The sequence below is a fragment of the Skermanella pratensis genome, from assembly GCF_008843145.1.
In the GTDB taxonomy this organism is placed as follows: Bacteria; Pseudomonadota; Alphaproteobacteria; order Azospirillales; family Azospirillaceae; genus Skermanella; species Skermanella pratensis.
In genome coordinates this window covers 601,260-621,109 of record NZ_CP030265.1, presented here as the reverse complement: position 1 = coordinate 621,109, position 19,850 = coordinate 601,260, and the positions used below count along the sequence as shown (strand labels likewise).

Below are 19,850 nucleotides of genomic sequence, written 5' to 3'. Positions count from 1 at the left end.
CGCGGAGGGGCGGCGTTCCGCCGCCACGGTGCGCGGCACGCGCATTCTCCGGACCCGGTCAGGCCGCCACTTCCATCCGGGCTTCGCACAGGCGGGCGATGCAGGTTTCCAGGCTGGAGCGGAGCGGCGGGCTGGCGATGCCGTAGACCGCCGCCAGGCGGGAACAGTCGAGCACCGAGTTGACCGGCCGCACCGCCGGGGTGGGATAGTCCAGCGATGCGATGGGCCGCAGGCCCGGGGTGCCGCACCCGTGGCGGGCGGCCAGCGAGAAGACTTCGCGGGCGAAGCGGTACCAGGTCATCCGTGCCGCCCCGGTGAAATGGAAGGTGCCGAACAGCCCCGCCTCCGCGGGTGCCGGCTCGGACAGGATGCGGGCCGCCATCGCGATCAGGGCGGCGGCGATGTCGGCAGCCGCGGTCGGGCAGCCGACCTGATCGTCCACGATGCCCAGTTCCGGCCGCTCGTCGCCCATGCGCAGCATGGTCCGGACGAAATTGTGGCCGTGCGGGCCGTATACCCAGGACGTGCGGACGATCGCGTGCCGGGCGCCCGCCGCCCGCACCGCCTGTTCGCCGGCGGCCTTGCTGACGCCGTAGGCGCTGAGCGGGTTGACCGGATCGGTCTCGCGGTAGGCATGGCCTTGCGCCTTGCCGTCGAAGACATAGTCGGTCGAAAGATGGATCAGCGGCAGGCCGGCCCGGGCGCAGGCCTGCGCGACATGGGCGGCGCCGTCGCGGTTGACGGCGAAGGCCTGGTCGGGCTCGCTCTCGGCGCGGTCGACGGCGGTATAGGCCGCGGCATTGATCACCAGCGCGGCACAGCTCTCCCGGACGATCCGCTCGACGCCCGCGCGGTCGACGATGTCGACCCCGTCGCGGCCGATCGTCCGGATGCTCCAGCCGGCGGGCGGAACCGCCTCGCGAAGCGCGGTCGCGACCTGCCCGTGGTGGCCGAACACCAGAAGCGTCCTGGGGGATGCGGTATTTTCCATGGTTTTCGTCACGAGGCGACAACCTCCAGCCTGCGAGTGGTTTCGAGGGCGCCGAGACCGAGGCGCTGCCCGCCATAGACGGCGGAGCGGAGCGGCTGCCACCAGGTCTGGTTGGCCAGATACCATTCGATGGTCCGGCGCAGGCCGGCCTCGAAGGTCACCGACGGTTCCCACCCCAGTTCGCGGCGGATCTTCGTCGCGTCGATCGCGTAACGGAGATCATGGCCCGGCCGGTCGGCCACATGGGTGATCAGGCCGCGGCGGGGCCGCTCGCGCGGCAGCATCGCGTCGAGCGTGTCGCAGATGGCGTGCACGACCTCGAGGTTGCTGCGTTCGGCATCGCCGCCGACATTGTATTTCTGCCCCACCCGTCCCGCGGTCAGGATCCGCACCAGCGCGGCCGCGTGGTCCTCGACGAACAGCCAGTCGCGGACATTGGCTCCGGCGCCGTAGACCGGCAGCGGCTTGCCTTCCAGCGCGTTGATGATCATCAGCGGGATCAGCTTTTCGGGAAACTGGTAGGGGCCGTAATTGTTCGAGCAGTTGCTGACGACGACCGGCAGCCCGTGGGTGTGGTGCCAGGCGTTGACGATATGGTCGGCCGACGCCTTGCTCGCCGAGTAGGGCGAGCTGGGCGCGTAGGGCGTCTCCTCGGTGAACTTGCCGGCCGGCCCCAGCGAGCCGTAGACCTCGTCCGTCGAGACATGGTGGAACCGGAAGCCGTCGCGCCGCTCCCCGGTCAGGCCCGACCAGTGGCGCCGTGCCGCCTCCAGCAGCACGTAGGTGCCGACCACGTTGGTCTCGATGAAGACGCCGGGGATCTCGATCGACCGGTCCACATGGCTTTCGGCGGCCAGGTGCATGACCGCGTCGGGCCGGTGCTCCCGGAAGACCCGTTCGACCTCGGCCCGATCGCAGATGTCGACCGGCTCGAACACCGCGCGCACCCCGTCGATGATGGGCGCCAGGGTATCGGGATGGGCCGCGTAGGTCATCTTGTCCAGGCACACGATCGACGCGTTCGTGTCCCGCAGGAGGTGCCGCGCGACGGCTGAACCGATGAAGCCCGCGGCGCCGGTGATGATGATCTTCATGGCTCGGATCCGGATCCTGGTTGGTGAAGCTTCCCCATGATTGTCATGACGGGATTAAGAACCGGTCACGCGGTGCGGCAAAAAAACCGGGATCGTCGCTGGCATCGTCCTGTCCCCAACGTTCGGCGGAGGACGCTCCGCCGGAAGGCATAGGTTAGTTACCACCAAAGTGTGAACTGTTCGTTAACTACGATTTGCCACCCTTGCGGGTGCGTGCGCACTCGAAACGGGAAGGTCTCCGCATATCGGGATAAATTCGCTACCGGGCGGAGCAGGGAGCGGCATCCAGGTCGCAACGGCTGGAAGATGTCCCATCGTTATGTGAAGTTTGGTGTTGTTGAGGCCTTCGTTACCCCTTTAGAATAAGACTTCCGTGGTAGCTCTTCCCGCGACCAGAAAACCGGCGGAAGCGAGGCCCCTTCACCGTGACGACCGAAGCTCCCGTCTGCGTGATCGTCGTCAACCATAACGGCGGGACTCTGCTGAGCCGCTGCATCGATGCGCTTGCCGCCCAGACGGTGCTGCCGCGCGACGTCGTCGTCGTGGACAATCTCTCGACGGACGGGTCCGCCGCCTTCCTGGAGTCCCTGTCCGGCCCGCTCGCGCGGCGGGTCCGGCTGGTCCGGCCGGGGGCCAATCTCGGTTTCGCGGCGGCCAACAACCTGGCGGCCGGCCTGACGCGGGAGCCGTGGATCGCGACGCTCAACCCGGATGCCTTCCCCGAGCCGGGATGGCTGGAGGCCCTGGCGGATGCGACCGTCCGGCATCCCGATGTCTCGATGTTCGGGTCGACGCAACTGGACGCCGCATCCCCGGACCGGCTTGACGGCGCCGGCGACGTCTACCACGCGAGCGGCCTCGTCTGGCGCGGGCATCACGGCGCGCCGGCATCGGAGCTGCCGCCGGAGGGCGAAGTCTTCGCGCCCTGCGCCGCCGCGGCCCTGTACCGCCGCGACGCCTTCCTGGCGGCGGGCGGGTTCGACGAGGCGTTCTTCTGCTATTGCGAGGATGTCGACCTGGGATTCCGGCTGCGCCTGGCGGGCGAGCGCTGCGTCCAGGTCGCCTCCGCACGGGTTCTCCATGTCGGCTCGGCGATCACCGGCCGGCGCGGCGATTTCTCCACGTACCACAGCACCCGCAACCGGATCTGGATGTTCGTCAAGAACATGCCGGTCCCCCTGCTGGTCGGGCTGCTGCCCGTCCACATCGCCTTGAACGGCCTGCTGCTGGCCAGGGGCGCGGTCCTGGGCCAGGCCGGACCGACGCTGCGCGGCCTGCGCGACGCGGTCCGCCATATCGGTCCGGTCATGGCCGGCCGGCGCGCGGTCCAGGCCCGGCGCCGGCTGTCGGCCGCGGGCGTGGCGCGCGCCATCGACTGGTCCGTCGCGGGAGTCCTGACCCGGCGCGCCCGGCCCCTGAACCTTCCGACCCGCCGGGGAGCCGGCCCTCTGCCGGATGCCCTGATGAAGTGATTTCCACCGGAATTGCCCGGACCTCAGCATGAGATTGATGCACAAAGGCTTTTTTGAATGAACAAGATCGTTTACCTCGATTCGAAGCGACGGCGGCCGGCGGCGCCCGGCAACACATCCGACGCGGCGGCGCCGGAGAACGACTCCCGGCGCCCGGCGCGGCAGACGCCGCCGGGCGTCACGATCGTCATGGTCAGCTATCACACCGGTCCGGTCCTGGACGAGTCCATCACCGCCGCCCTGTCGCAGGATGTCGGGATCGAACTGGTCCTGGTGGACAACGGCAATCCCGCCGCCGTGACCAGCGCGCTGGTGGCCCGCGGCGTCGAGGACCCGCGGATACGGGTGATCACCGGCCACGGCAATATCGGCTATGCCGCCGCCTGCAACCTGGGAGCCCGCGGGGCGCGGGGCGAATACCTGCTGCTGCTGAACCCGGACTGCGTGCTCCAGCCGGGAACCCTCGCCGAGCTGGTCCGGCTGACCGAAACGGCGCCCCGCCCCTGGATCGCGGGCTGCCGGATCATCAATCCCGACGGAACCGACCAGCGCGGTTCCCGGCGCGAACTCCCGACGCCGTGGCTTACCCTGGTGGAAGCGTTGCGGCTCGACCGGATGGCCCCCAACCATCCCTATTTCCGGCGGCTGAACCAGCACGACCAGCCATTGCCCGAGTCGGTCACCGCGGTTCCCGCCGTCAGCGGCGCCTGCATGCTGATGCACCTGGACGACTACCTGACGCTGGGCGGCATGGACGAGCGCTATTTCCTCCACGTGGAGGACCTGGACCTGTGCTTCGCGACGGCCCGCATGGGCGGCACGGTCCTGTTCGTCCCGCAGGTCAGCCTGATCCACTACAAGAGCACGAGCGACGCCTCGGTGGTCCGGATCGAGTGGTGCAAGGCGCGCGGGTTCACCCATTATTTCCGAAAGAACTTCACCGGGCTGTACCCTTCCTTCTTCCTGAGATCGGTCAATCTCCTGGTCTGGGGATATTTCATGCTGCGCCTGTCCAGCCTCGCCCGCATGGCCGTCGTCCGCGGGGTCGCCGGGCTGCTCCGGGTCGGCCGGCCGGTTCAGGGGGCGGACGATTCCCGCGGCGAGGCCGAGAAACGGGGGCGGAAAGGCTGGGCGGCATAGCCCAGCAGCCGCGCCGCGTCGCTGCCGTCGAATGCCAGATCCTGGTTCATCCGGGCGAACAGCGCCGGACTGTAGGCCACTCCGGTCACCCGGCGAACGACGGAGATGCCCCGGGCGAGCAGGCCGACGGGCAACGGCAGGATCCGGACCGGCCGGTCCAGCGCCACGAAGATGCGCCGGACCATCTCGCGATAGGTCAGGGTCTCGCCGCCCGGCAGGTCGATCGACCGCCCGGCCACGAGCCCGTTTCCGAGCGCCGCCACGAGGGCGCCGGCGACGTCGTCGGCGTGAATCGGCTGGCGCAGGCCGCGGGCCGGCATGCCGACAGGAAAGAAGCCGAACCGCTGGACGAAACGCGCGATGGCGGTCACGTTGGCATCGCGGAGGCCGTCATGGATCAGCGTCGGGCGCAGGATCGTCCAGGGGGTTCCGGTCCCGGCGCAGAACGCCGCGATCGCGCGCTCGGCGTCGGCGAGCCGCTGCGCCACGACGCGCTCCTCCGGGTCGGCGCTGCCCGACTTGACCAGCACGCTGGTCGAGCCGAGCGCCACGATCTGCCCCGCCCCGGCAAGGCGGGGCAGAAGCGGCGGCAGGAGCCACAGCGGTATCAGGGAAAGCACGGCGGCACCCGGCTCCACCGCCCAGCCGGCGGGGGCGGTCACATCGAGCCTGAGCCAGCCGAAGCCCGGGGCCGGCACCGTGCCGCCCGCCGGGGGACGCCGACCGACGCATACCCCCGTGCGGTCCCGGGCGGCCAGCCGGTCGAGCAGATACGGCCCGACAAGGCTGCTTGCCCCGAGCACCAGCACCGGCGGTGCCGGTGGGGCGGCGGGAGAAAGCTCGGGATCATCCATGGCGACGGCTCCTCAGCGCGGGCGGCAGATGAAGGCGACCTCGTTGTTGAACGACAGGGGCAGCAAACGGAACGGTATGCCGAACCGCCGCTCGACCCGGAACCGCCGCGCCAGCTCCGCTTCCACCCGCCGCTGGTCGAAGCCGATATGGGAATAGATGTAGCGCCCCTCGGGGGTATCGCTGACCAGACGGGGCGGACAGCGCCCGCCCAGCACGGATCGAACGGTCTGGTAATCCACCCGTTCCGTTCCCGATATGGCGCGGAAGACACACTTGACCGCGCCCGCCAGCCCCAGTTCCGACGGAACGGTCACGATGATCCGGGTTTCGGAACGGGCGAGCGCCGCGATCCGGTCGAGGGCCTCCGCCAGCTCCGGGCCGTCCAGGTGCTCCAGCACCTCCATGCAGAAGATGTGGGAAAAACGCTCCTCCGCCAGGCCGTCGAGTCCCGACGGGTGATCGACCAGCCTGGGGCGACCGCCATCTACCCCGAACTGGGCCACCCCGAACCGGGCAGCCCCGAACTGGGCCGCCCTGAACTGGGCCGCCATGGACCCGAAGGGCTCGAAGCCGGTCAGCCGGTCCGGCCCCACCCCCGCTCCTGGAGCAGGCTGAGGAAGAAGCCGTCGCCGCAGCCGTAATCCAGCACGCGGACGCCGCCCCCTGGAGCCACCTGCCCGAGCATCGCACGGTAGCGATGGCCCTGGACGAGGCGCTTCAACGGGTTGGGCGAGCGATAGGTCAGTTCGGCATAGGTCATGGAGGTCGGTGCGCTGTCATGGACGTCCGCCCGGAAATCGTCATAAAGATTCTGTTGAGTACCGGGCGGTCCACCTTTAAACCATCCGGTATTCCTTTGCGCAATTACCCCGGTTTTCATGAACGTGGGGTTAATTCATTGCCGGCCCGTTGAATACTCGGATATGACAACTGAATCACCCAGGGCAACCCCGGCCGGGCGGTTCCTTTATCCCGCTGCGGCCCTGCTCGTCGTCCTCTACGTCAATACCTTCGAGATCTGGGGAGCGCTGGTCGGCGCCCTCGGCGGCGAGCGCGCCGCCCTGGTCCCCTACGGGGCGCTCCTGGCTGCCCTGGGCTGCGTCCCCTGGCTGGTCCGCGGGCGCGGTCCGGTCCGGCCGCGCCCCGCTGCCGTCGCGGCGGCCGCGGCCCTGATCGCCGCCGGGCTGCTGATCACCGACCCCGCCTTTCCCGCCAAGCGCATCCATGTGCCGCAGTATCTGCTGCTGGCGCTGGTGCTGCGCAGGGCGCTGTCGGACCATGTCGGCGGCACCGCCCTGACCGGCACCGCCATGCTATTCACCCTGCTGTTCGGCATCCATGACGAGATGCTCCAGGGTCTCCACCCGCACCGGACCTACGGGCTGCGCGACATGGCGGTGAACGGCGTGTCGGGTGCGGCCGGAGCCCTGCTGGCCTCCGGCATCGGTCTGTGGACGGGACCGGCGGTCCCGTTCCGCCCGGACCGGCGGACCGGGCGGCGGCGACGGCCCTGGCAGGCGCCGTCCTGTTCCTGGTGCTCCAGCTGATCGGCCATCGCGGGATGCCGCCGCCGGTCTGGCTCGGGCTGCCCGTCCTGGCGGCCGGCCTGGCCCTGCTGGCAGCGGGCCGCGCGTCGGCGGCGGGTCCGGCGGTCCGGCACGCCGCCGCGGCGCTCGCCTGGATCTCCCTTCCCCTGTCCCTTTATCCGGTGATGCCCCATGTCGCGCCGCTCGTTTTCAATTAGCCTCGCCGTCGCCGCCCTGGTGCTGGCCCTGGGGGCGGCCGGCTATGCCGCGTGGCTTCGATATGGTCAGCCGAAGCGGCTGAACGTCGTGATCCTGACGGTGGAGAGCTTCCGGGCCGACTTCGTCCGGCCGGACGTGACGCCGAACCTCCTCGCCGCCGCCGAGTCGGGCGTCCGGTTCACCGGCCACCGGACAATCTCGGCCTGGACGGCGCCCAACGTGATCTCGGTGCTGACCGGGACCGACCCCTTCGCGCAGGGGGTCCATGCCCAGCGCCAGTCCGTGCCCCCGGAGTGGAAAGTGCCGCTGGAAACCCTGGCGGACGCGGGGTGGCGGGTGACGGGGCTGCAGAGCTTCATGCAGATCGACACCTTCCGCGGGCTTGGGCTGGCGATCGAACCCGGCGAGGAGCCGGTGCCCTGGCTGGAACGCCAGGCGGGCGCCGCGACTCCGTTCGTGCTGTGGCACCATTACCTGCCGACCCACCTGCCCTACCGGCCGTCCGCCGCCTTCATGCCGGACCTCGCGGCGCTGCTGCCCCCGGCGACGAGGCCGCCCGGGAGCGCATGGAGGCGGTGATGACCCGCCCGACCATCCGGACCGGCACGGTCGCCTTCGAGCCGTCAGACCGGCCGGCGATCGCCGCCCTGCACGCGGCGGCCTACCGGGAGTTCGACGCTTGGTTCGGCCGGTTCTGGAGCTTCTTCAAGGCCAGCGGACTCGACCGCGACACCATTCTGGTGGTCACCGCCGACCATGGCGACGAGCACCTGGAGCGCGGCCATGTCGGCCATGCCTCGACCACCCATGACGGCCACCTCCACGAGGAGGTGACCCGCATCCCGCTGTTCCTCTGGGTACCCGGGGAGGGGCGGAGCGCCGCGGGCGGGCGGATGGTCGAGGCGCCGACCGACCATCTGGACATCATGCCGACGGTGATGCGGCGGCTGGGCATCGCGGCGGAACTGCCCCTGCCGGGGCGCGACCTGCTGACCGACCCGATCGCCCCCGACCGGCCCTGGATGGCGCTGACCAGCAGGGCAGGCTTCCAGGAGCCCGACCCGGACGCGGTCCGCGACTATCGCACGGCCATCGCCGAGGGCGGATGGAAGCTCCACCTGGACCACCTGGACGGCGCGGTCGTCTCCCGCCGCCTCTACGACATCGGCTCGGACCCCGGGGAGCTGACCGACGTCGCCGCCCTGCATCCCGACATCGTGGAACGCCTGTCGGCGCCGCTCGAAGCGGGTTTCGCGACGCGCCGGATCGTCAGGCCGTCGGCGGCGAACCCCGGCGGCGACGGCGCGGCGCCGGTATGGCGGGTGCCGGCGGCCAGCGGCACCGTCTCCCACGAGCAGGTGTCCGGGGGATTCCGCATGGAGTGGGCCGGCGACCCGGCAACCGACTATGTCATCCAGTACGAGGCCGGCGAGGGCCTGCTCAGCCTGAAGGGGGAGCTGGAGGTCAAGGGAGCCGCGCGGGAGTTCGGACCGGTCGACGCGGCCTATTGGAAGACCTTCATCCTGCCTTACGGCAAGGTCCGGATGCGCGTCGGGCTGGCGGGCCGCGGCGACCGGTGGAGCGACTGGCTGGTCATGACCCCCGTTCCATGAGATGCCGCCCTCAGGGGGTCGGGCGGAGGGTTGCCCGGATCGCGGGGTCGGCCAGGAAGGGCGGCAGGACCGCGGCCAGTTCCGCGGCACGCCCGGCCAGGGCGGGGTCGCCGATCCGGTCGGCAAGGCGCAGGGCGGCGGCGGCAAGGCGCAGGCAACGGGCCTCGGCGGGCCGTTCCAGGAGGTCCCCGAGCATGCCGGCGAGGAGGTCCGCCAGCCACGCCGGCGCCGAACCCGCCGCGACGGCACCGCCCGCCAGTTCCAGGGCGCCGACCCGGGCCGAGCAGGCGGGATGCGCCGCCAGCCGATCGACGCCCGCCCTGGCCGACCCGCTTTCCGCGGGCCTCGCGAGACCGGCGAGGCGGGCGTGAAGCCAGGGCTGGCTGACGGGGCGGCGGGCATCCAGGTCCTCCAGCACCCCTGCCCAGACCGCCGACCGATAGCCGGGGCCAGCGTCGAGCAGATGGCAGCGGACCGCCTGAAGGAGGGCGAAGCCGGTCGCGAAGTCGCGGTCGGGCACCGCCCGGAGCAGCACAGGCATCCCGCCGGGAAGCAACCCGCCCAAGGCCGCCCACGCCGCCAGCGCTTCAGCACCGTCACCCTGCATCGGGGCGCTGCGGCGGATCAGCGCCGTCAGGTCCTCCCCGGCCTCCGGCACCGGAGGTACGGCCGCCGGACAGGCATAGTCGCCGGGAGGATCGAATCGATAGGGCGGACCGCCGGCCGGGCCGTCGGCACGGCCCAGGTCGACCGCTACGGCCTCGCCGTTCGTCAGGAAGCGGTCCTCCGGGCCGGCGCCGACCAGGAACGAGACCCGGGCAGGCCGCGCGCGGCATGGTCGCGCCCCCAGCCCTCGGCGGCAAGGGAGAAGCTGTCCCGACCCCCGCCGTCCAGCAGGACCCCGATGCCGTTCGCCGTCCCGGCCCCCTGGCCAGGCTGCCGGCCTCGTAGGCGTCGTCGCCGCCGCCGTCCCGCAGGGCGCCCAGCGCCATGTCCAGGCCCATGCCCTGCCCGACGCCATGGCGGGCGACATAGAGGTCGTCGCCGGCCCGGTCCGCCAGCAGTCCGACCGCCCCATGGACGCCGGCGCCCTGGACGTAGCGGAGCCCCTCGTACCGATCGTTTCCGGCGCCATCGGCCAGCACCCCGATCCCGGTGAAGTAGCCGGCGCCCTGTCCGAACATCTCCAGCACGTAGGTGTCGTCCCCGGCGTCGTCGCGCAGGATCCCGACGCCGCCCCCATGGCTGGCCCGGATCCCGGTCCCCATGCCCTGGGCTTGGCTGAGGCGCCCGTCGCGGCCGACGGTGTCGCGCGGCCCGGCCGCCTGGGTGCGGTCATTGCCGTCGAGATCCCACAGGAGCGCGGTCCCCCCGACCTGTCCGAACCCCTGCCCGCGGTCGCCGATCCCGCGCGAGTCGTCCCCCGATCCGTCGATCAGCACGGCGACGCCCAGCGCCGCGGCGGCCTGGCCGAAGGCTTCCGCGACGTAGCGGTCGTTTCCGGCGCGGTCTATCAGGATGGCGACACCTCCGAGGGCCGCGGCCTGTGTCCCGACACCGCCCTCATGGATATCGTCGCCGTCGAGGTCCACGAGGGCGACGAGAGAGCGGATCGCCAGGGGATCGCCGCGGTAGCGGTCATCTCCCTTCAGGTCCACGATCGTCAACTGGCCGCCCGTCAACTGATTGCCCATCACGGGGCCGGCGAATTCATAGGTGTCGTTGCCGCCGGGATCGACGACCAGGATCGTGCCGGGATCGATCCGATGGCGGTCGTCACCGGGTCCGCCGACCAGGATCCGTCCTCGGGAGCCGTCCAGGACGAAGCCGTCGCCGGCCGCATCGGCAGGCAACCCGGCCAGGTCGCCGACAAGCGCCTCCAGGGCGGCGGCAAGCCGTGGGGCGAGTCGCCGGGCACCCTCCCCTGTCGCGGCGCCCCGATGGCCGCCAGGGTGGCGACACCCGGTCCGCCGGCGCGCAGATCGGCAAGGATGGCGGGAGGTCGCAGCAGGCGGGCGCGCCGGGAAGCTCCGCCAGCAGGTTCGCCGTGGTCGCCGCGTAGTCCGCAAGGCGTGCCTGGAGGCCGGCCCGCGAGAGGACGGCTCCGTCGCGGCGGCCCCACGACTCGAAAGTTTTCGCCGCATCTCCCAGGCCGAGTTGCCGGGCGGTCTCATCGGCGAGCTCGGCGCCGCCGGTTGCAGTCTCGAACGGTTGTCGAAGCATCTCCGCCAGGAGGGGCGGAGCGGCTTCGGGAACGTCGAACGCCTCCGTTTCAAGAAGGTTCGCCGGGACGAGAAGCGCTTCGATGCCGACCGCCTTGGCGACCGCGGCCTGTGACAGACGGTCGGCCAACGCCGCCTCGCCCGGGGACTCCGCGACCGCTCGAAGGGGTAGCAGGACAGCGACGGCCAACGCTCCGACCCGCACCGCACCGAGGAACCGAACGAGCGGCCCGACCCCATCGGACCTGATGCCGGTCATGGGCATATCGCCTCGAGTCTGGGGTGAAAACGACAAGGGCCCCATCCCGAAGGATGGAGCCCCTGCCGCTGCTCACGTGAGCGTCCGCATCAGAACTTGTAGCGGAGGCGCAGGTAGCCGACGTGCCCGTCGTTCGAGTCGGTTCCCTGGTAGTCGTAGTTGCCGGAGATGCTCAGCTTGTCGTTCGACAGGAAGGTCAGGCCGACGCCGACATTGTAGATGTTCTGGCTCGGCTTGGCCCCCGGATGGTCTGCAGCCCGAGTTCGGGAAGATTGACCATGGCGAAGGTGGTGGCCGGAGCATCATCGTTGAATTCACGCGTGTAGCCGACGCGCAGTTCGGGGATGAGGCGTCCACCTTCGATCGCGAGCGGGTAAGCGATGCGCAGCCCGATGCCGCCCTGGAACGAGCTGGTGTCGGACGAGGCGATCCGGGAGCCGGACACGCCGGATTCCTGGTAACCGTCGGTTTCGGAGTAGACGTACTGCAAGAACAGGTTCGGCGTCAGGTCGAAGCCGCCGATCGACTTGGTCAAGCCACCGCCGATGCGGGCGCGGTAGGACGACGAGTCGATGTCGGCGGTCAGGTTCTCGACCGAGGTGGCGCCGGTAGCCGCATCCGTGAAGGACGTCTTGCGGACCTGATCGTTCTTGTTGAAGCCGTAGCCCAACTGGACATCGACATACCAGGGCGCAGGATTGTAGCTGGCGTACAGGGTCGCCTGATAGCTGTCGATATCGGAGCTGTCGCCGACCGAGGAGTCCTTGCCGTCGATGTCGGTGTTTGCATAACCGATTGCCAGACCGACACGCAGGTTGTCGGCGATGACCGTATCGGCGCCCACCGTGACGCCGCGGCTGTCGGCTTCGTAGCCGGCGTAGTTATCCTTCTTGTCCTGGGTGAAGGTGGACAGGTAAGGCAGCGCCCACATGTCGATGCCGCGGCCCACCATGTCACCGGCGGCCATGCCGGTCTGGCTGTCGACCCCTCGGAGCGAAGCGACTCGGTTGCTGATCGTCGTGGTCGATGACGAACCGATGAGGTTGGTCACACCGGCGCTGGTCGTGGAGATGTTGAAGTCGGGAACGGTCTCCTCGAGGAAATTGGTGAGGAGGGCGGCGATTTCGGTCGAGGAGAGATTGGCGCCGCCGGCGATGGACTGGTTCTGAAGGATCGACAGGATGCTGCCGAGGGCGTTGTTCGTACCGAGGGTGGTGATGCGCCTCTGGAGACCGGTCGTGTTGGTGGTCGCATCGAAGTTGTTGACGAGCGTCGTAAGGGCGGTCTGGAGCCCTGCGGCCGTCGCTGCCACCGAGGGGCTTCTGCTGCTTGCGAACCCGCCCTTCGTGATCGTATCGATCGCCTTGACGACATCGGAATCCGGGGCGATGCCGGTTTCGCGGGTGATCCGGAGCTGATTACCGGACCGCGACAGCTCGAACTTTTCGATCGCATTCGAACCGTCCACTCCGGCGGTCGGTGCGATGGTGAGCGCGCCGGTCGACTCGAGGACGGTAATCGAGGCGCCCGGAGCGATCGCGGTGGTCCGCGACGAGGTGTTCGGGGCGACCTTGCCGTCCACGCTGGCCGTTCCGCTGACCGAGAGCATGCCTTGGGCGGCGTCGGTGATCGTGACCGCCAGGGTGCCGGTCGAGGACTGGACGTAGTTGCCGGTGATGGTGCGGGTGGCGCTGCCGACGTCCAGGGTGCCGTTGTTGGTCACCGTCGTCGCGGCGATGGAGCCGTTCTGGTTGACCTTGGCGCCCGAGGCGATGGTGAAGGCGCTGAAGCCCGCGATGCTGCCGTTGAGCGTGGAGGTGCCGCTCAGCGCGTTCACGGTGTTGGTGCCGGCGCCGCCGCTGACGTTGCCGGTGATGCTGCCGCCGAGCAGGCGCAGTTCGTCGTTGCCCGACCCGAACAGGACTTGGCCGACGATCGTGCCGGAGTTGATCACCGTCAGGGGGGCCGAGCTGAGCGAGGCGTCGATCGCCTTGCCGGAGCCGTCGTTCGGGCCGCCCTGGATCGTACCGCTGTTGGTGATCCCGTCCGAGATCGAGCCGTTCGCGCCGAGATAGATGGCGGTGCCGGTCTGCGAAATGATCGTGCCGCTGTTGGTGATGCTGCGCATCGCCCCGTAGACGGAGATCGCGTTGCCGCTGTCGCTGGAGATCAACCCTTCGTTGGTGATCGTCGTGCCGCCCACGTCACCGTTGGCGACGTTGGTCACGACGATGCCGTCGGCCCCATTGGTGCCCCTTATCACACCTGTCGAGCGATTGATGATATCGGCCCGGCTGGCGACATAAATGGCAGCAACCTTTCGCCCAGCGATGTCGTAATCGCCGCTCGCCTCGATCGTGCCGTAGTTGTCGATCTTGGTCGCGGCGGAGGCGACGCCGGTCACGACGATGGCGGAACTGTTCGCGAAGCCGCGGATCGTGCCCCTGTTCTCGACAGTGCCGCCGCCGATCAGCTCGATCGCCACGGGTTTGTCCGCCGTTCCGACGACCGTTTCGGAAGCGGCGATGTTGGATGTCGTCCTGACGGTCGCAACCGGCGTGACGGACTTAACCTGTGCATAGGCGCTGCCAACGCCGGAGAATACCGCGCTGAACGCGAATACCGATGTGGTTGCAAGCAGTACCGCCTGCTGCCTACGACGTCTATTGATCAACATATATGTGCCCCCTGCGGCGAATGCGGCAAAGTTCTGTAAATTCCGAACTGCGTGCCATCATGAGTAAACAATCTCCGGAAAACTATCAAGGCCGGATAATCGTATTGCGTGCGCTGCATTGCCGCTGTTCGGATTTATGGCTTTCGGATCACAGTCATGGGCTGATTATCCGGATATGTGACCCCGTCCCTGCACGCCGTCGCAGGGGTCATCGTGCCTTTTCCACGTTTAAATCAGCGTTAAGGCAACGTTAAATACTCGCGTCAATAGTGATGTCCGCCTGATTCATGCGCGGCCTCCACTGGACCGCTGAGAGGATAGCCGGGTGCCTGCCAAATCCCCTGTTTCGGACATGTCTTCGACCGAGAGCATCACCGCGGCAGCGGCGGACCGATCCGTCGGCGCGGCGCCGTCCTGGCTGGCGGCCATGGGCGGAACGATCGTGTCGCTGTCGTTCTTCATCTTCTTGCCGGCGCTCAAGCCGTTCGCGTTCGGCGTGTGGTACCAGTCAGAACCGGTGGTCGCGGCGCTGTTCGCCTGCGCGGCGGCCGCGACATTGTGCCTCGCGCTGATGTCCGCGCTGCGTTACCCGGTGACGGCGGCCCTCACCCATCCCCTGACCCTGGCGACTTCGGCCCTGGCGCTCTGGTCGGCGGCGGCGTCGCTGGCGGCCCCCTCCCGATGCGATCGGCTATGGGAACGCCGCAGACCGGCGAAGGAGTCCTGTGGTACGCGTCCCTCGCCGTCCTGACGGCGCTCACCCTAGCGGTATGGCAGCGCCGGCGGGTCCGTCAGGCCATCGTGGGCTCCGCGGCGGTCTCCGGCGTCATCCTGCTGCTCCTCAACGTCAGCGAACCGATCGGCTCGCCCTGGCGGCCGGTCGTCTGGCCGGAGTTCGCGGCGCTCCTGGGGCTGTTCGTGATCGCCATCGTCGCGAGCGACAAGAGCCTCCGGTGGCCGGCGCGGCTGGCCCGCCGACTCGGCCCGGTCGCCGGCCGCGCGATGTCCGGGCCCGGTCCGTTGCGGGCGCTGGCCGCCCTCGCGCTCGGCAGCGCCATCGTCGCGACGTCTCAGAACAAGACCGCGATCGGGATCGCGGCGGTGGTGATCCCCGTCATGCTGGTTCTCGCGCCGGCGATCGGGACGGGACGTTCCTGGCGTTTCCTGGCGGCACTGACGGCGCTCGCCCTGACCGTGGCGGTTCCGGCGGGAATGTACTGGCTGGGCACCGCCAAGGGACTCGAGTCGCCCTTGTCGCGCACCGAGATGATCCTGGTGGCGTTCGAGGCGCTCCGTTCCGATCCGATGCTTCTGGTGCACGGCGCCGGCTGGGGCTCGTTCAACGACATCCTCTACGGTTTCCTGGACCGGGTGCGCGACGTTCGCGCCGTTACCGAGACCTGGCAGCAGTCTCTCGGCAACACCGGCGGCGGCGCCTTCCACACCCACAATACCTATATCGAGGCGACCCTGTCGGCGGGGCTGCCCGGCGGCATCCTGATGGCGGCCCTGCCGGTCACGGCGATCCTGTGCGCCCGCCGGCGGTCCCGCGCACTGCTGTGCGCGGTCTGGGTGGCGGTCGCCGGGCTCCTGGCGGCCTGGTTCACCCTGCCGGTCGCGGTTCCGTTCCAGGCCGTCGCCTTCGCCGCGACCGCCGGCGGGGTGAGGCGGCGACGCGACCCGGCGGGCGCCGCGGCATCGCGTCACCTGGCGGCCGGCATCGCGCTGATCGTCGCGGTGACGCTCGCCGCCGGGTCGGCACTCGCCCTCCGGGTGGCCGCCGACTCGGAGCGGCTGCTCGCCGTGATCAGGGCCGGCCGGCCGCCGGCCTTCGACATGCCGGCATACCTGCTCTGGGACCACGGGCAGGGCGGCTCGCACCTGTGGTGGATCGCGCTCGACCTGACGAACGATCTCGCCGCCAAGGGTGAGATCGGACAGCCGCTGACCGACGGCGAGGTCTTCTGGTTCGAGACCCTGCTCAGGGCGGTGGACCGCCACGCGGCCGATCTCCCGTCGAGCACCCGCCTGAAATCGCTGACGCTGATCATGCGCGACGAGCTGGCGACCAAGATGGGAGACCCCCGACTCGACCGCCTGCGCGAGTGGGAGGTCCCCGCCTGGAGCCAGAAGCTGTTCGCCCTGCTCGACCAGATGCCCAACCGGGTCGACCTGTCCGTCCCCTTCCTCGACTTGCTGGTGACGTCGAACAACGGCCCGGTCGCGATCCGCGTCGGCAACGACCTGCTGCTGCGCAACCCCGACGATCCCGTCGCCTTGTGGTTCACCGGCATCGCCATGGCCCCGACCGCCCAATGGGGCAACCTGGGACAGGCCCGGCTGCTGCGCGCGGTGGACGCCGGCATCGAGCGCGTCGTCCCCCTGACACCCGAGATCCGGAACAGGCTTCATGAAATCCGCCGCGACTGACCGCATCGCCGGAGCGCTCCGGCGGCTGGCCTCCCCGAAGCCGCGGCGGCGCCTCGCCGTCGCGGTCTCCGTGGCGTCCCTTCTCGTCGCCGGCTGCACCGCCAGTCCGGCCGAGCGCGGGTCGGCCGCGGCCGAGATCGCCGCAATAGGCGGTCTGACCAGGTCCACCGTGCGCTCCGGCGGCTTCGACATCGCCGTCTGGTCGCGACTCGACTCACCGGGCGAAACCGTGCACGTCTATGTCGAGGGTGACGGCTACGCCTGGTCGTCTCCCTCCGACCCGTCATCCGACCCGACGCCGCTCAACCCCCTGGCGCTCCGGCTCGCCGCGCGGGACGGCGGACCCAACGTCGTCTACCTGGGACGGCCTTGCCAGTTCCGGCCGGCCGGATCCCGCGACTCGTGCGAGCCGGGGTTCTGGACGTCGCGCCGCCTCGCCGAATCGGTGATCGCTGCGCTCGACGGCTCGATCGACCGGGTGGTTCCGGCACTCCCCCGCCGGCTGGTGCTGATCGGCTATTCGGGCGGCGGCGGCGCCGTCGTCCTGCTCGCGGCCCGTCGGCGGGATGTGGCCGCCGTGGTCAGCGTCGCCGGCAACCTGGCCACGGCGGCTTGGACCGCCCACCACCGGATCTCGCCGCTGTCCGGCTCACTCGATCCGTCGGAGTCGGCCCGCAGCCTGGGCGCCACGCCGCAACTGCACCTGGTCGGCGGTCGGGACAGCGTCGTGCCCCGGCTGGTGGCCGACAGCTATGCCCGGCGCGCAGCGGCCGATGCCTGTCTCCGGATCCTGCCGGTCGCCGATGCCAGCCACGACAAGGGCTGGCTGGAGCAATGGCCGGCGGTGCTTAGGCAAATCCCCGACTGCACGGCCGCGCCGTCCCGGCCGGCCCCGCCTCGATAACATGCGAACAGCGATGACACCTGGGAAAATAGTCATGAGTCACTGGATGATGTGGGCCATCGGCCTGGGGCTGGCGCTTGGACCCGCCATGGCGGGGGGGCCCGCGCGGGCCGCCGAGAAGGTGCCATCCGAGAAGTCCGCCGCCAAGCGGACGGCTGCGGCCTCGCTCCCGACCGAGGACTGGGCGGTCACGGCTGTCTCCCGGGAAAGCGGCGAGTTCGACTACTGCGCCGCGGGCACGCGGTACGACAACGGGCACGCCCTGCTGATCGCGAAGAACAGGGCCGACGAGGTCGTCGTGATCGTCGGCCTGCCCGAACCCAGGCTGAACGCAAAATCCCTGCTGCCGACCAAGCTGACGGTCGACAAGCGCGGTGCGCGGCAGGGATCGGGCCTCGTCACCAGACCGTCCGCCCTGGCGGTCGCTCTCGGCAAGGACCCGTCCTTCTTCGAGGCCGTCCGCAAGGGCAACACGCTGACCATAGACAATCCCGAAGTGACGCTGTCGCTCAGCCTGCGCGGCAGCGGCGCAGCCCTGATGAACCTGAACGCCTGCGTCCAGTCCGCCGGCAAATCGGTGGCGAAGGCGGTGACGGTCGCCGAGGCGCCGCCGGTAGCCGTTCCCGTTCCCGTTCCTGGTCCCGGCCCGGCCGCCGCCGTCACCGCCGGTCCCGCCGCGGACCCGACAGGCGCGACGGGAGCGGCCCCCACGGCGGCGGAATCACCGCCGGCAGCCAGCCCTGCGGCTCCCGCGGCAGCCCCCCGGAAGTGCCGTCCGCCCTCCCGGAAAACAGGGCGGAAGGGCCGGCAGCCCTGGAAACCCCGCCATCCGCCGCCGAGTCCCCGGCGGTGACCGTCGCCTCCGTCCTTGCTCCGCCAGACCCTCCCGCCGAAGCCGCGCCGGCTCCAGTCCCGGCACCGACCGCCGCTCCGCCGGTCCCGGGACCGGTCCTGCCCGACGTCCTGGTCAACCTGCTGTCCGCCGCCGGCATGGCCGGGATCGTTCCGGTTTCGCTCGATCAGGTTCCGCCTGACCAGCGGCCGGCGACTTTCGCCTGGAAGTACGGACAGGTGTTCGGCGGTATCCGCGAGGTCAGCATCATCGACAACCGCGCCCTCGCGGAGTTGACCGAGACCTATGTCGAGGTGCTGAAGAAGAGTTGCCCGGGAGAGTTCAGGTCGTCGCTGGGACCGGTCGAGCAGTTGCGCGAGATCACCCTCCGAGTCGGAGAGGCTGCGTGCATCCTGCCGGAGCGCACGACCGAATTCCGCCATGTCTATTACATCAACAGGGCGCGGATCTTCACGACATTCATCCACGAGAGCGACACGGCGGGAAAGGCCATGGCGGAGAAGGCCCGCGACCAGTTGGCGGCCGTCATCCGCCAGGTCGCAACGGCGGCCCGCTGAAGGACCGAGGTCCCGGGCCGCCTGGCCCGGTCATCCCCTCCGGGCCAGGCGGGTCCGCCAGTAATCCAGCACCGAACGCAGGGTATCGTCCATGTCGCGCTCCGGCTTCCAGCCCAGAAGCAGCCGGGCCCGGCTGCTGTCGCCGACCACCGAGGGCGTGTCGCTGGCGCGGAACCGAGCGGGATCCTTCACGAGTTCGATCCGGGTTCCGGACATGGACAGGAGCCTGTCGAGCAGATCACCGATCCGCCGGCCGGTCCCCGAGGCCAGGTTGATGATGCACCCCGGCGGCAACTGGTCGGCCGTCAGGATGATTCGGACATAGGCGGCGACCACGTCGCCGACGTCCAGGAAGTCCCGGATGCTGTCCAGCCATCCGACGCGGATGACGGGTTCCTGCAGCCCAAGCTCGATCCGCGCGATCTGAGCGGCGAAGGACGGAATGGCGAACTGTTCGTCCTGGCCCGGACCGGTGTGGTTGAACGGCCGGGCCCGGGTGACGGCGATCCCCTGCAGCGCCATCTGTCCGAGCATCAGGTCGGCCGCCGCTTTGCTGGCGGCATAGGGGTTGGCCGGCTGCAACAGCGCCCCCTCGTCCAGGGGAACGCCAGCCTTGAAGCTGGCGCCGTAGACTTCCGAACTGCTGCTGAACAGAATGCGGCACGAAGGACATTCGCCGGCAACCGCCAGCGCGACATTCAAAGTGCCGTTGAGATTGACGCCCCACGCGAAACGCGGGTCCCGGCTGGCGGCCGTGACCGCCGCGATGGCCGCCAGGTGCACCAGATGCGTCGGCTGTTCGGCACGGATAACGGCGTTCACCTGCGACACATCGGTAACGTCCAGCGCCACCGGGCGCACCGGAATACGGCCGGACCAGCCCGTCTCGCCTGTCGGGCAGAAGTCCGGCCGGGAGCTGCCGACGACGACCTCGCTCCCTTCGGGCAGCGCCTTTTCCAAGGCGAGGACCAGGTGACGTCCAACGAAACCGGTTCCCCCAGTGACCAGGACCTTGAGCGGCAATGCCTCCGACGACAC

At 69.8% G+C, this 19,850-nt stretch carries 21 protein-coding genes; 12 read left to right on the top strand and 9 right to left on the bottom strand.

Going from position 1 to position 19,850, the window contains the following annotated elements; genetic code table 11:
• Positions 1-58 precede the first annotated feature (58 nt).
• Positions 59-991: a dTDP-4-dehydrorhamnose reductase gene (gene rfbD / locus DPR14_RS02825; protein ID WP_246148762.1), complete on the bottom strand. Its 933-nt coding sequence runs from the start codon at positions 989-991 to the stop codon at positions 59-61.
• Positions 992-999: 8 nt separating this feature from the next.
• Positions 1,000-2,085 (bottom strand): dTDP-glucose 4,6-dehydratase, encoded by a 1,086-nt coding sequence (rfbB, locus tag DPR14_RS02820; RefSeq protein ID WP_158043819.1) that lies wholly within the window; start codon positions 2,083-2,085, stop codon positions 1,000-1,002.
• A 425-nt stretch (positions 2,086-2,510) separates the two neighbouring features.
• On the opposite strand from rfbB, the gene DPR14_RS02815 reads away from it, so the two are divergent.
• On the top strand, positions 2,511-3,557 hold the full coding sequence (locus tag DPR14_RS02815) for a glycosyltransferase family 2 protein (RefSeq protein ID WP_158043818.1): 1,047 nt from the start codon (positions 2,511-2,513) through the stop codon (positions 3,555-3,557).
• A gap of 57 nt (positions 3,558-3,614) precedes the next feature.
• A complete protein-coding gene (locus DPR14_RS02810) occupies positions 3,615-4,697 on the top strand; it encodes a glycosyltransferase family 2 protein (RefSeq protein WP_158043817.1) in 1,083 nt (360 codons plus the stop codon).
• Here DPR14_RS02810 and DPR14_RS02805 read toward each other — a convergent pair.
• Genes DPR14_RS02805 through DPR14_RS02795 form a run of 3 tightly spaced genes read right to left on the bottom strand, consistent with a single transcriptional unit; the run spans position 4,634 to position 6,312 of the window.
• Positions 4,634-5,551, bottom strand: a complete 918-nt coding sequence (locus DPR14_RS02805) for an SDR family oxidoreductase (RefSeq protein WP_158043816.1) — start codon at positions 5,549-5,551, stop codon at positions 4,634-4,636. The two genes, DPR14_RS02810 and DPR14_RS02805, sit on opposite strands and share 64 nt — an antisense overlap.
• Before the next feature lie 12 nt (positions 5,552-5,563).
• The gene (locus tag DPR14_RS02800; RefSeq protein WP_158043815.1) at positions 5,564-6,145 is read right to left on the bottom strand and encodes a class I SAM-dependent methyltransferase; all 582 of its coding nucleotides are present in this window, start codon (positions 6,143-6,145) and stop codon (positions 5,564-5,566) included.
• The gene (locus tag DPR14_RS02795) at positions 6,127-6,312 is read right to left on the bottom strand and encodes a class I SAM-dependent methyltransferase (protein ID WP_158043814.1); all 186 of its coding nucleotides are present in this window, start codon (positions 6,310-6,312) and stop codon (positions 6,127-6,129) included. Before DPR14_RS02795 ends, DPR14_RS02800 begins: the two co-directional genes overlap by 19 nt.
• Positions 6,313-6,475: 163 nt before the next feature.
• On the opposite strand from DPR14_RS02795, the gene DPR14_RS02790 reads away from it, so the two are divergent.
• Genes DPR14_RS02790 through DPR14_RS02775 form a run of 4 tightly spaced genes read left to right on the top strand, consistent with a single transcriptional unit; the run spans position 6,476 to position 8,910 of the window.
• On the top strand, positions 6,476-7,099 hold the full coding sequence (locus tag DPR14_RS02790) for a VanZ family protein (protein ID WP_158043813.1): 624 nt from the start codon (positions 6,476-6,478) through the stop codon (positions 7,097-7,099).
• Positions 7,087-7,296: a hypothetical protein gene (locus tag DPR14_RS02785; protein WP_192499236.1), complete on the top strand. Its 210-nt coding sequence runs from the start codon at positions 7,087-7,089 to the stop codon at positions 7,294-7,296. The genes DPR14_RS02790 and DPR14_RS02785 overlap by 13 nt, the downstream gene beginning before the upstream one ends.
• Positions 7,271-7,876 (top strand): alkaline phosphatase family protein, encoded by a 606-nt coding sequence (locus DPR14_RS02780; protein ID WP_158043811.1) that lies wholly within the window; start codon positions 7,271-7,273, stop codon positions 7,874-7,876. The genes DPR14_RS02785 and DPR14_RS02780 overlap by 26 nt, the downstream gene beginning before the upstream one ends.
• The gene (locus DPR14_RS02775; protein WP_192499235.1) at positions 7,876-8,910 is read left to right on the top strand and encodes a sulfatase-like hydrolase/transferase; all 1,035 of its coding nucleotides are present in this window, start codon (positions 7,876-7,878) and stop codon (positions 8,908-8,910) included. Before DPR14_RS02780 ends, DPR14_RS02775 begins: the two co-directional genes overlap by 1 nt.
• A 10-nt stretch (positions 8,911-8,920) precedes the next feature.
• Here the strand turns inward: DPR14_RS02775 and DPR14_RS02770 are convergent, their stop codons facing one another.
• Both DPR14_RS02770 and DPR14_RS02765 read right to left on the bottom strand, forming a co-directional pair.
• Positions 8,921-9,568, bottom strand: a complete 648-nt coding sequence (locus DPR14_RS02770; RefSeq protein WP_158043809.1) for a hypothetical protein — start codon at positions 9,566-9,568, stop codon at positions 8,921-8,923.
• Positions 9,507-10,763, bottom strand: a complete 1,257-nt coding sequence (locus DPR14_RS02765) for a hypothetical protein (protein WP_158043808.1) — start codon at positions 10,761-10,763, stop codon at positions 9,507-9,509. The genes DPR14_RS02770 and DPR14_RS02765 overlap by 62 nt, the downstream gene beginning before the upstream one ends.
• A gap of 358 nt (positions 10,764-11,121) precedes the next feature.
• Between DPR14_RS02765 and DPR14_RS28600 the strand changes: the two genes are divergently transcribed.
• On the top strand, positions 11,122-11,247 hold the full coding sequence (locus tag DPR14_RS28600; RefSeq protein WP_281352670.1) for a hypothetical protein: 126 nt from the start codon (positions 11,122-11,124) through the stop codon (positions 11,245-11,247).
• 340 nt (positions 11,248-11,587) lie between these two features.
• On the opposite strand, the gene DPR14_RS02755 is transcribed toward DPR14_RS28600, so the two are convergent.
• Positions 11,588-13,876 carry an autotransporter family protein gene (locus DPR14_RS02755; protein ID WP_192499234.1) on the bottom strand — a complete coding sequence of 763 codons (2,289 nt, stop codon included), beginning with the start codon at positions 13,874-13,876 and terminating at the stop codon, positions 11,588-11,590.
• Positions 13,877-14,393: 517 nt separating this feature from the next.
• Between DPR14_RS02755 and DPR14_RS02750 the strand changes: the two genes are divergently transcribed.
• The 5 genes from DPR14_RS02750 to DPR14_RS02730 are packed head-to-tail and all read left to right on the top strand — an operon-like array spanning position 14,394 to position 18,812.
• Positions 14,394-14,819, top strand: coding sequence for a hypothetical protein (locus DPR14_RS02750; protein ID WP_158043806.1), 426 nt, complete (start codon positions 14,394-14,396; stop codon positions 14,817-14,819).
• On the top strand, positions 14,762-16,498 hold the full coding sequence (locus DPR14_RS02745; protein WP_158043805.1) for a hypothetical protein: 1,737 nt from the start codon (positions 14,762-14,764) through the stop codon (positions 16,496-16,498). The genes DPR14_RS02750 and DPR14_RS02745 overlap by 58 nt, the downstream gene beginning before the upstream one ends.
• The gene (locus DPR14_RS02740) at positions 16,479-17,402 is read left to right on the top strand and encodes an alpha/beta hydrolase family protein (protein WP_158043804.1); all 924 of its coding nucleotides are present in this window, start codon (positions 16,479-16,481) and stop codon (positions 17,400-17,402) included. The genes DPR14_RS02745 and DPR14_RS02740 overlap by 20 nt, the downstream gene beginning before the upstream one ends.
• A gap of 34 nt (positions 17,403-17,436) precedes the next feature.
• On the top strand, positions 17,437-18,255 hold the full coding sequence (locus tag DPR14_RS02735; protein ID WP_158043803.1) for a hypothetical protein: 819 nt from the start codon (positions 17,437-17,439) through the stop codon (positions 18,253-18,255).
• Positions 18,252-18,812 (top strand): hypothetical protein, encoded by a 561-nt coding sequence (locus DPR14_RS02730; protein ID WP_158043802.1) that lies wholly within the window; start codon positions 18,252-18,254, stop codon positions 18,810-18,812. Before DPR14_RS02735 ends, DPR14_RS02730 begins: the two co-directional genes overlap by 4 nt.
• A gap of 30 nt (positions 18,813-18,842) precedes the next feature.
• Here DPR14_RS02730 and DPR14_RS02725 read toward each other — a convergent pair whose 3' ends face one another.
• Positions 18,843-19,850, bottom strand: a complete 1,008-nt coding sequence (locus DPR14_RS02725; protein ID WP_158043801.1) for a GDP-mannose 4,6-dehydratase — start codon at positions 19,848-19,850, stop codon at positions 18,843-18,845.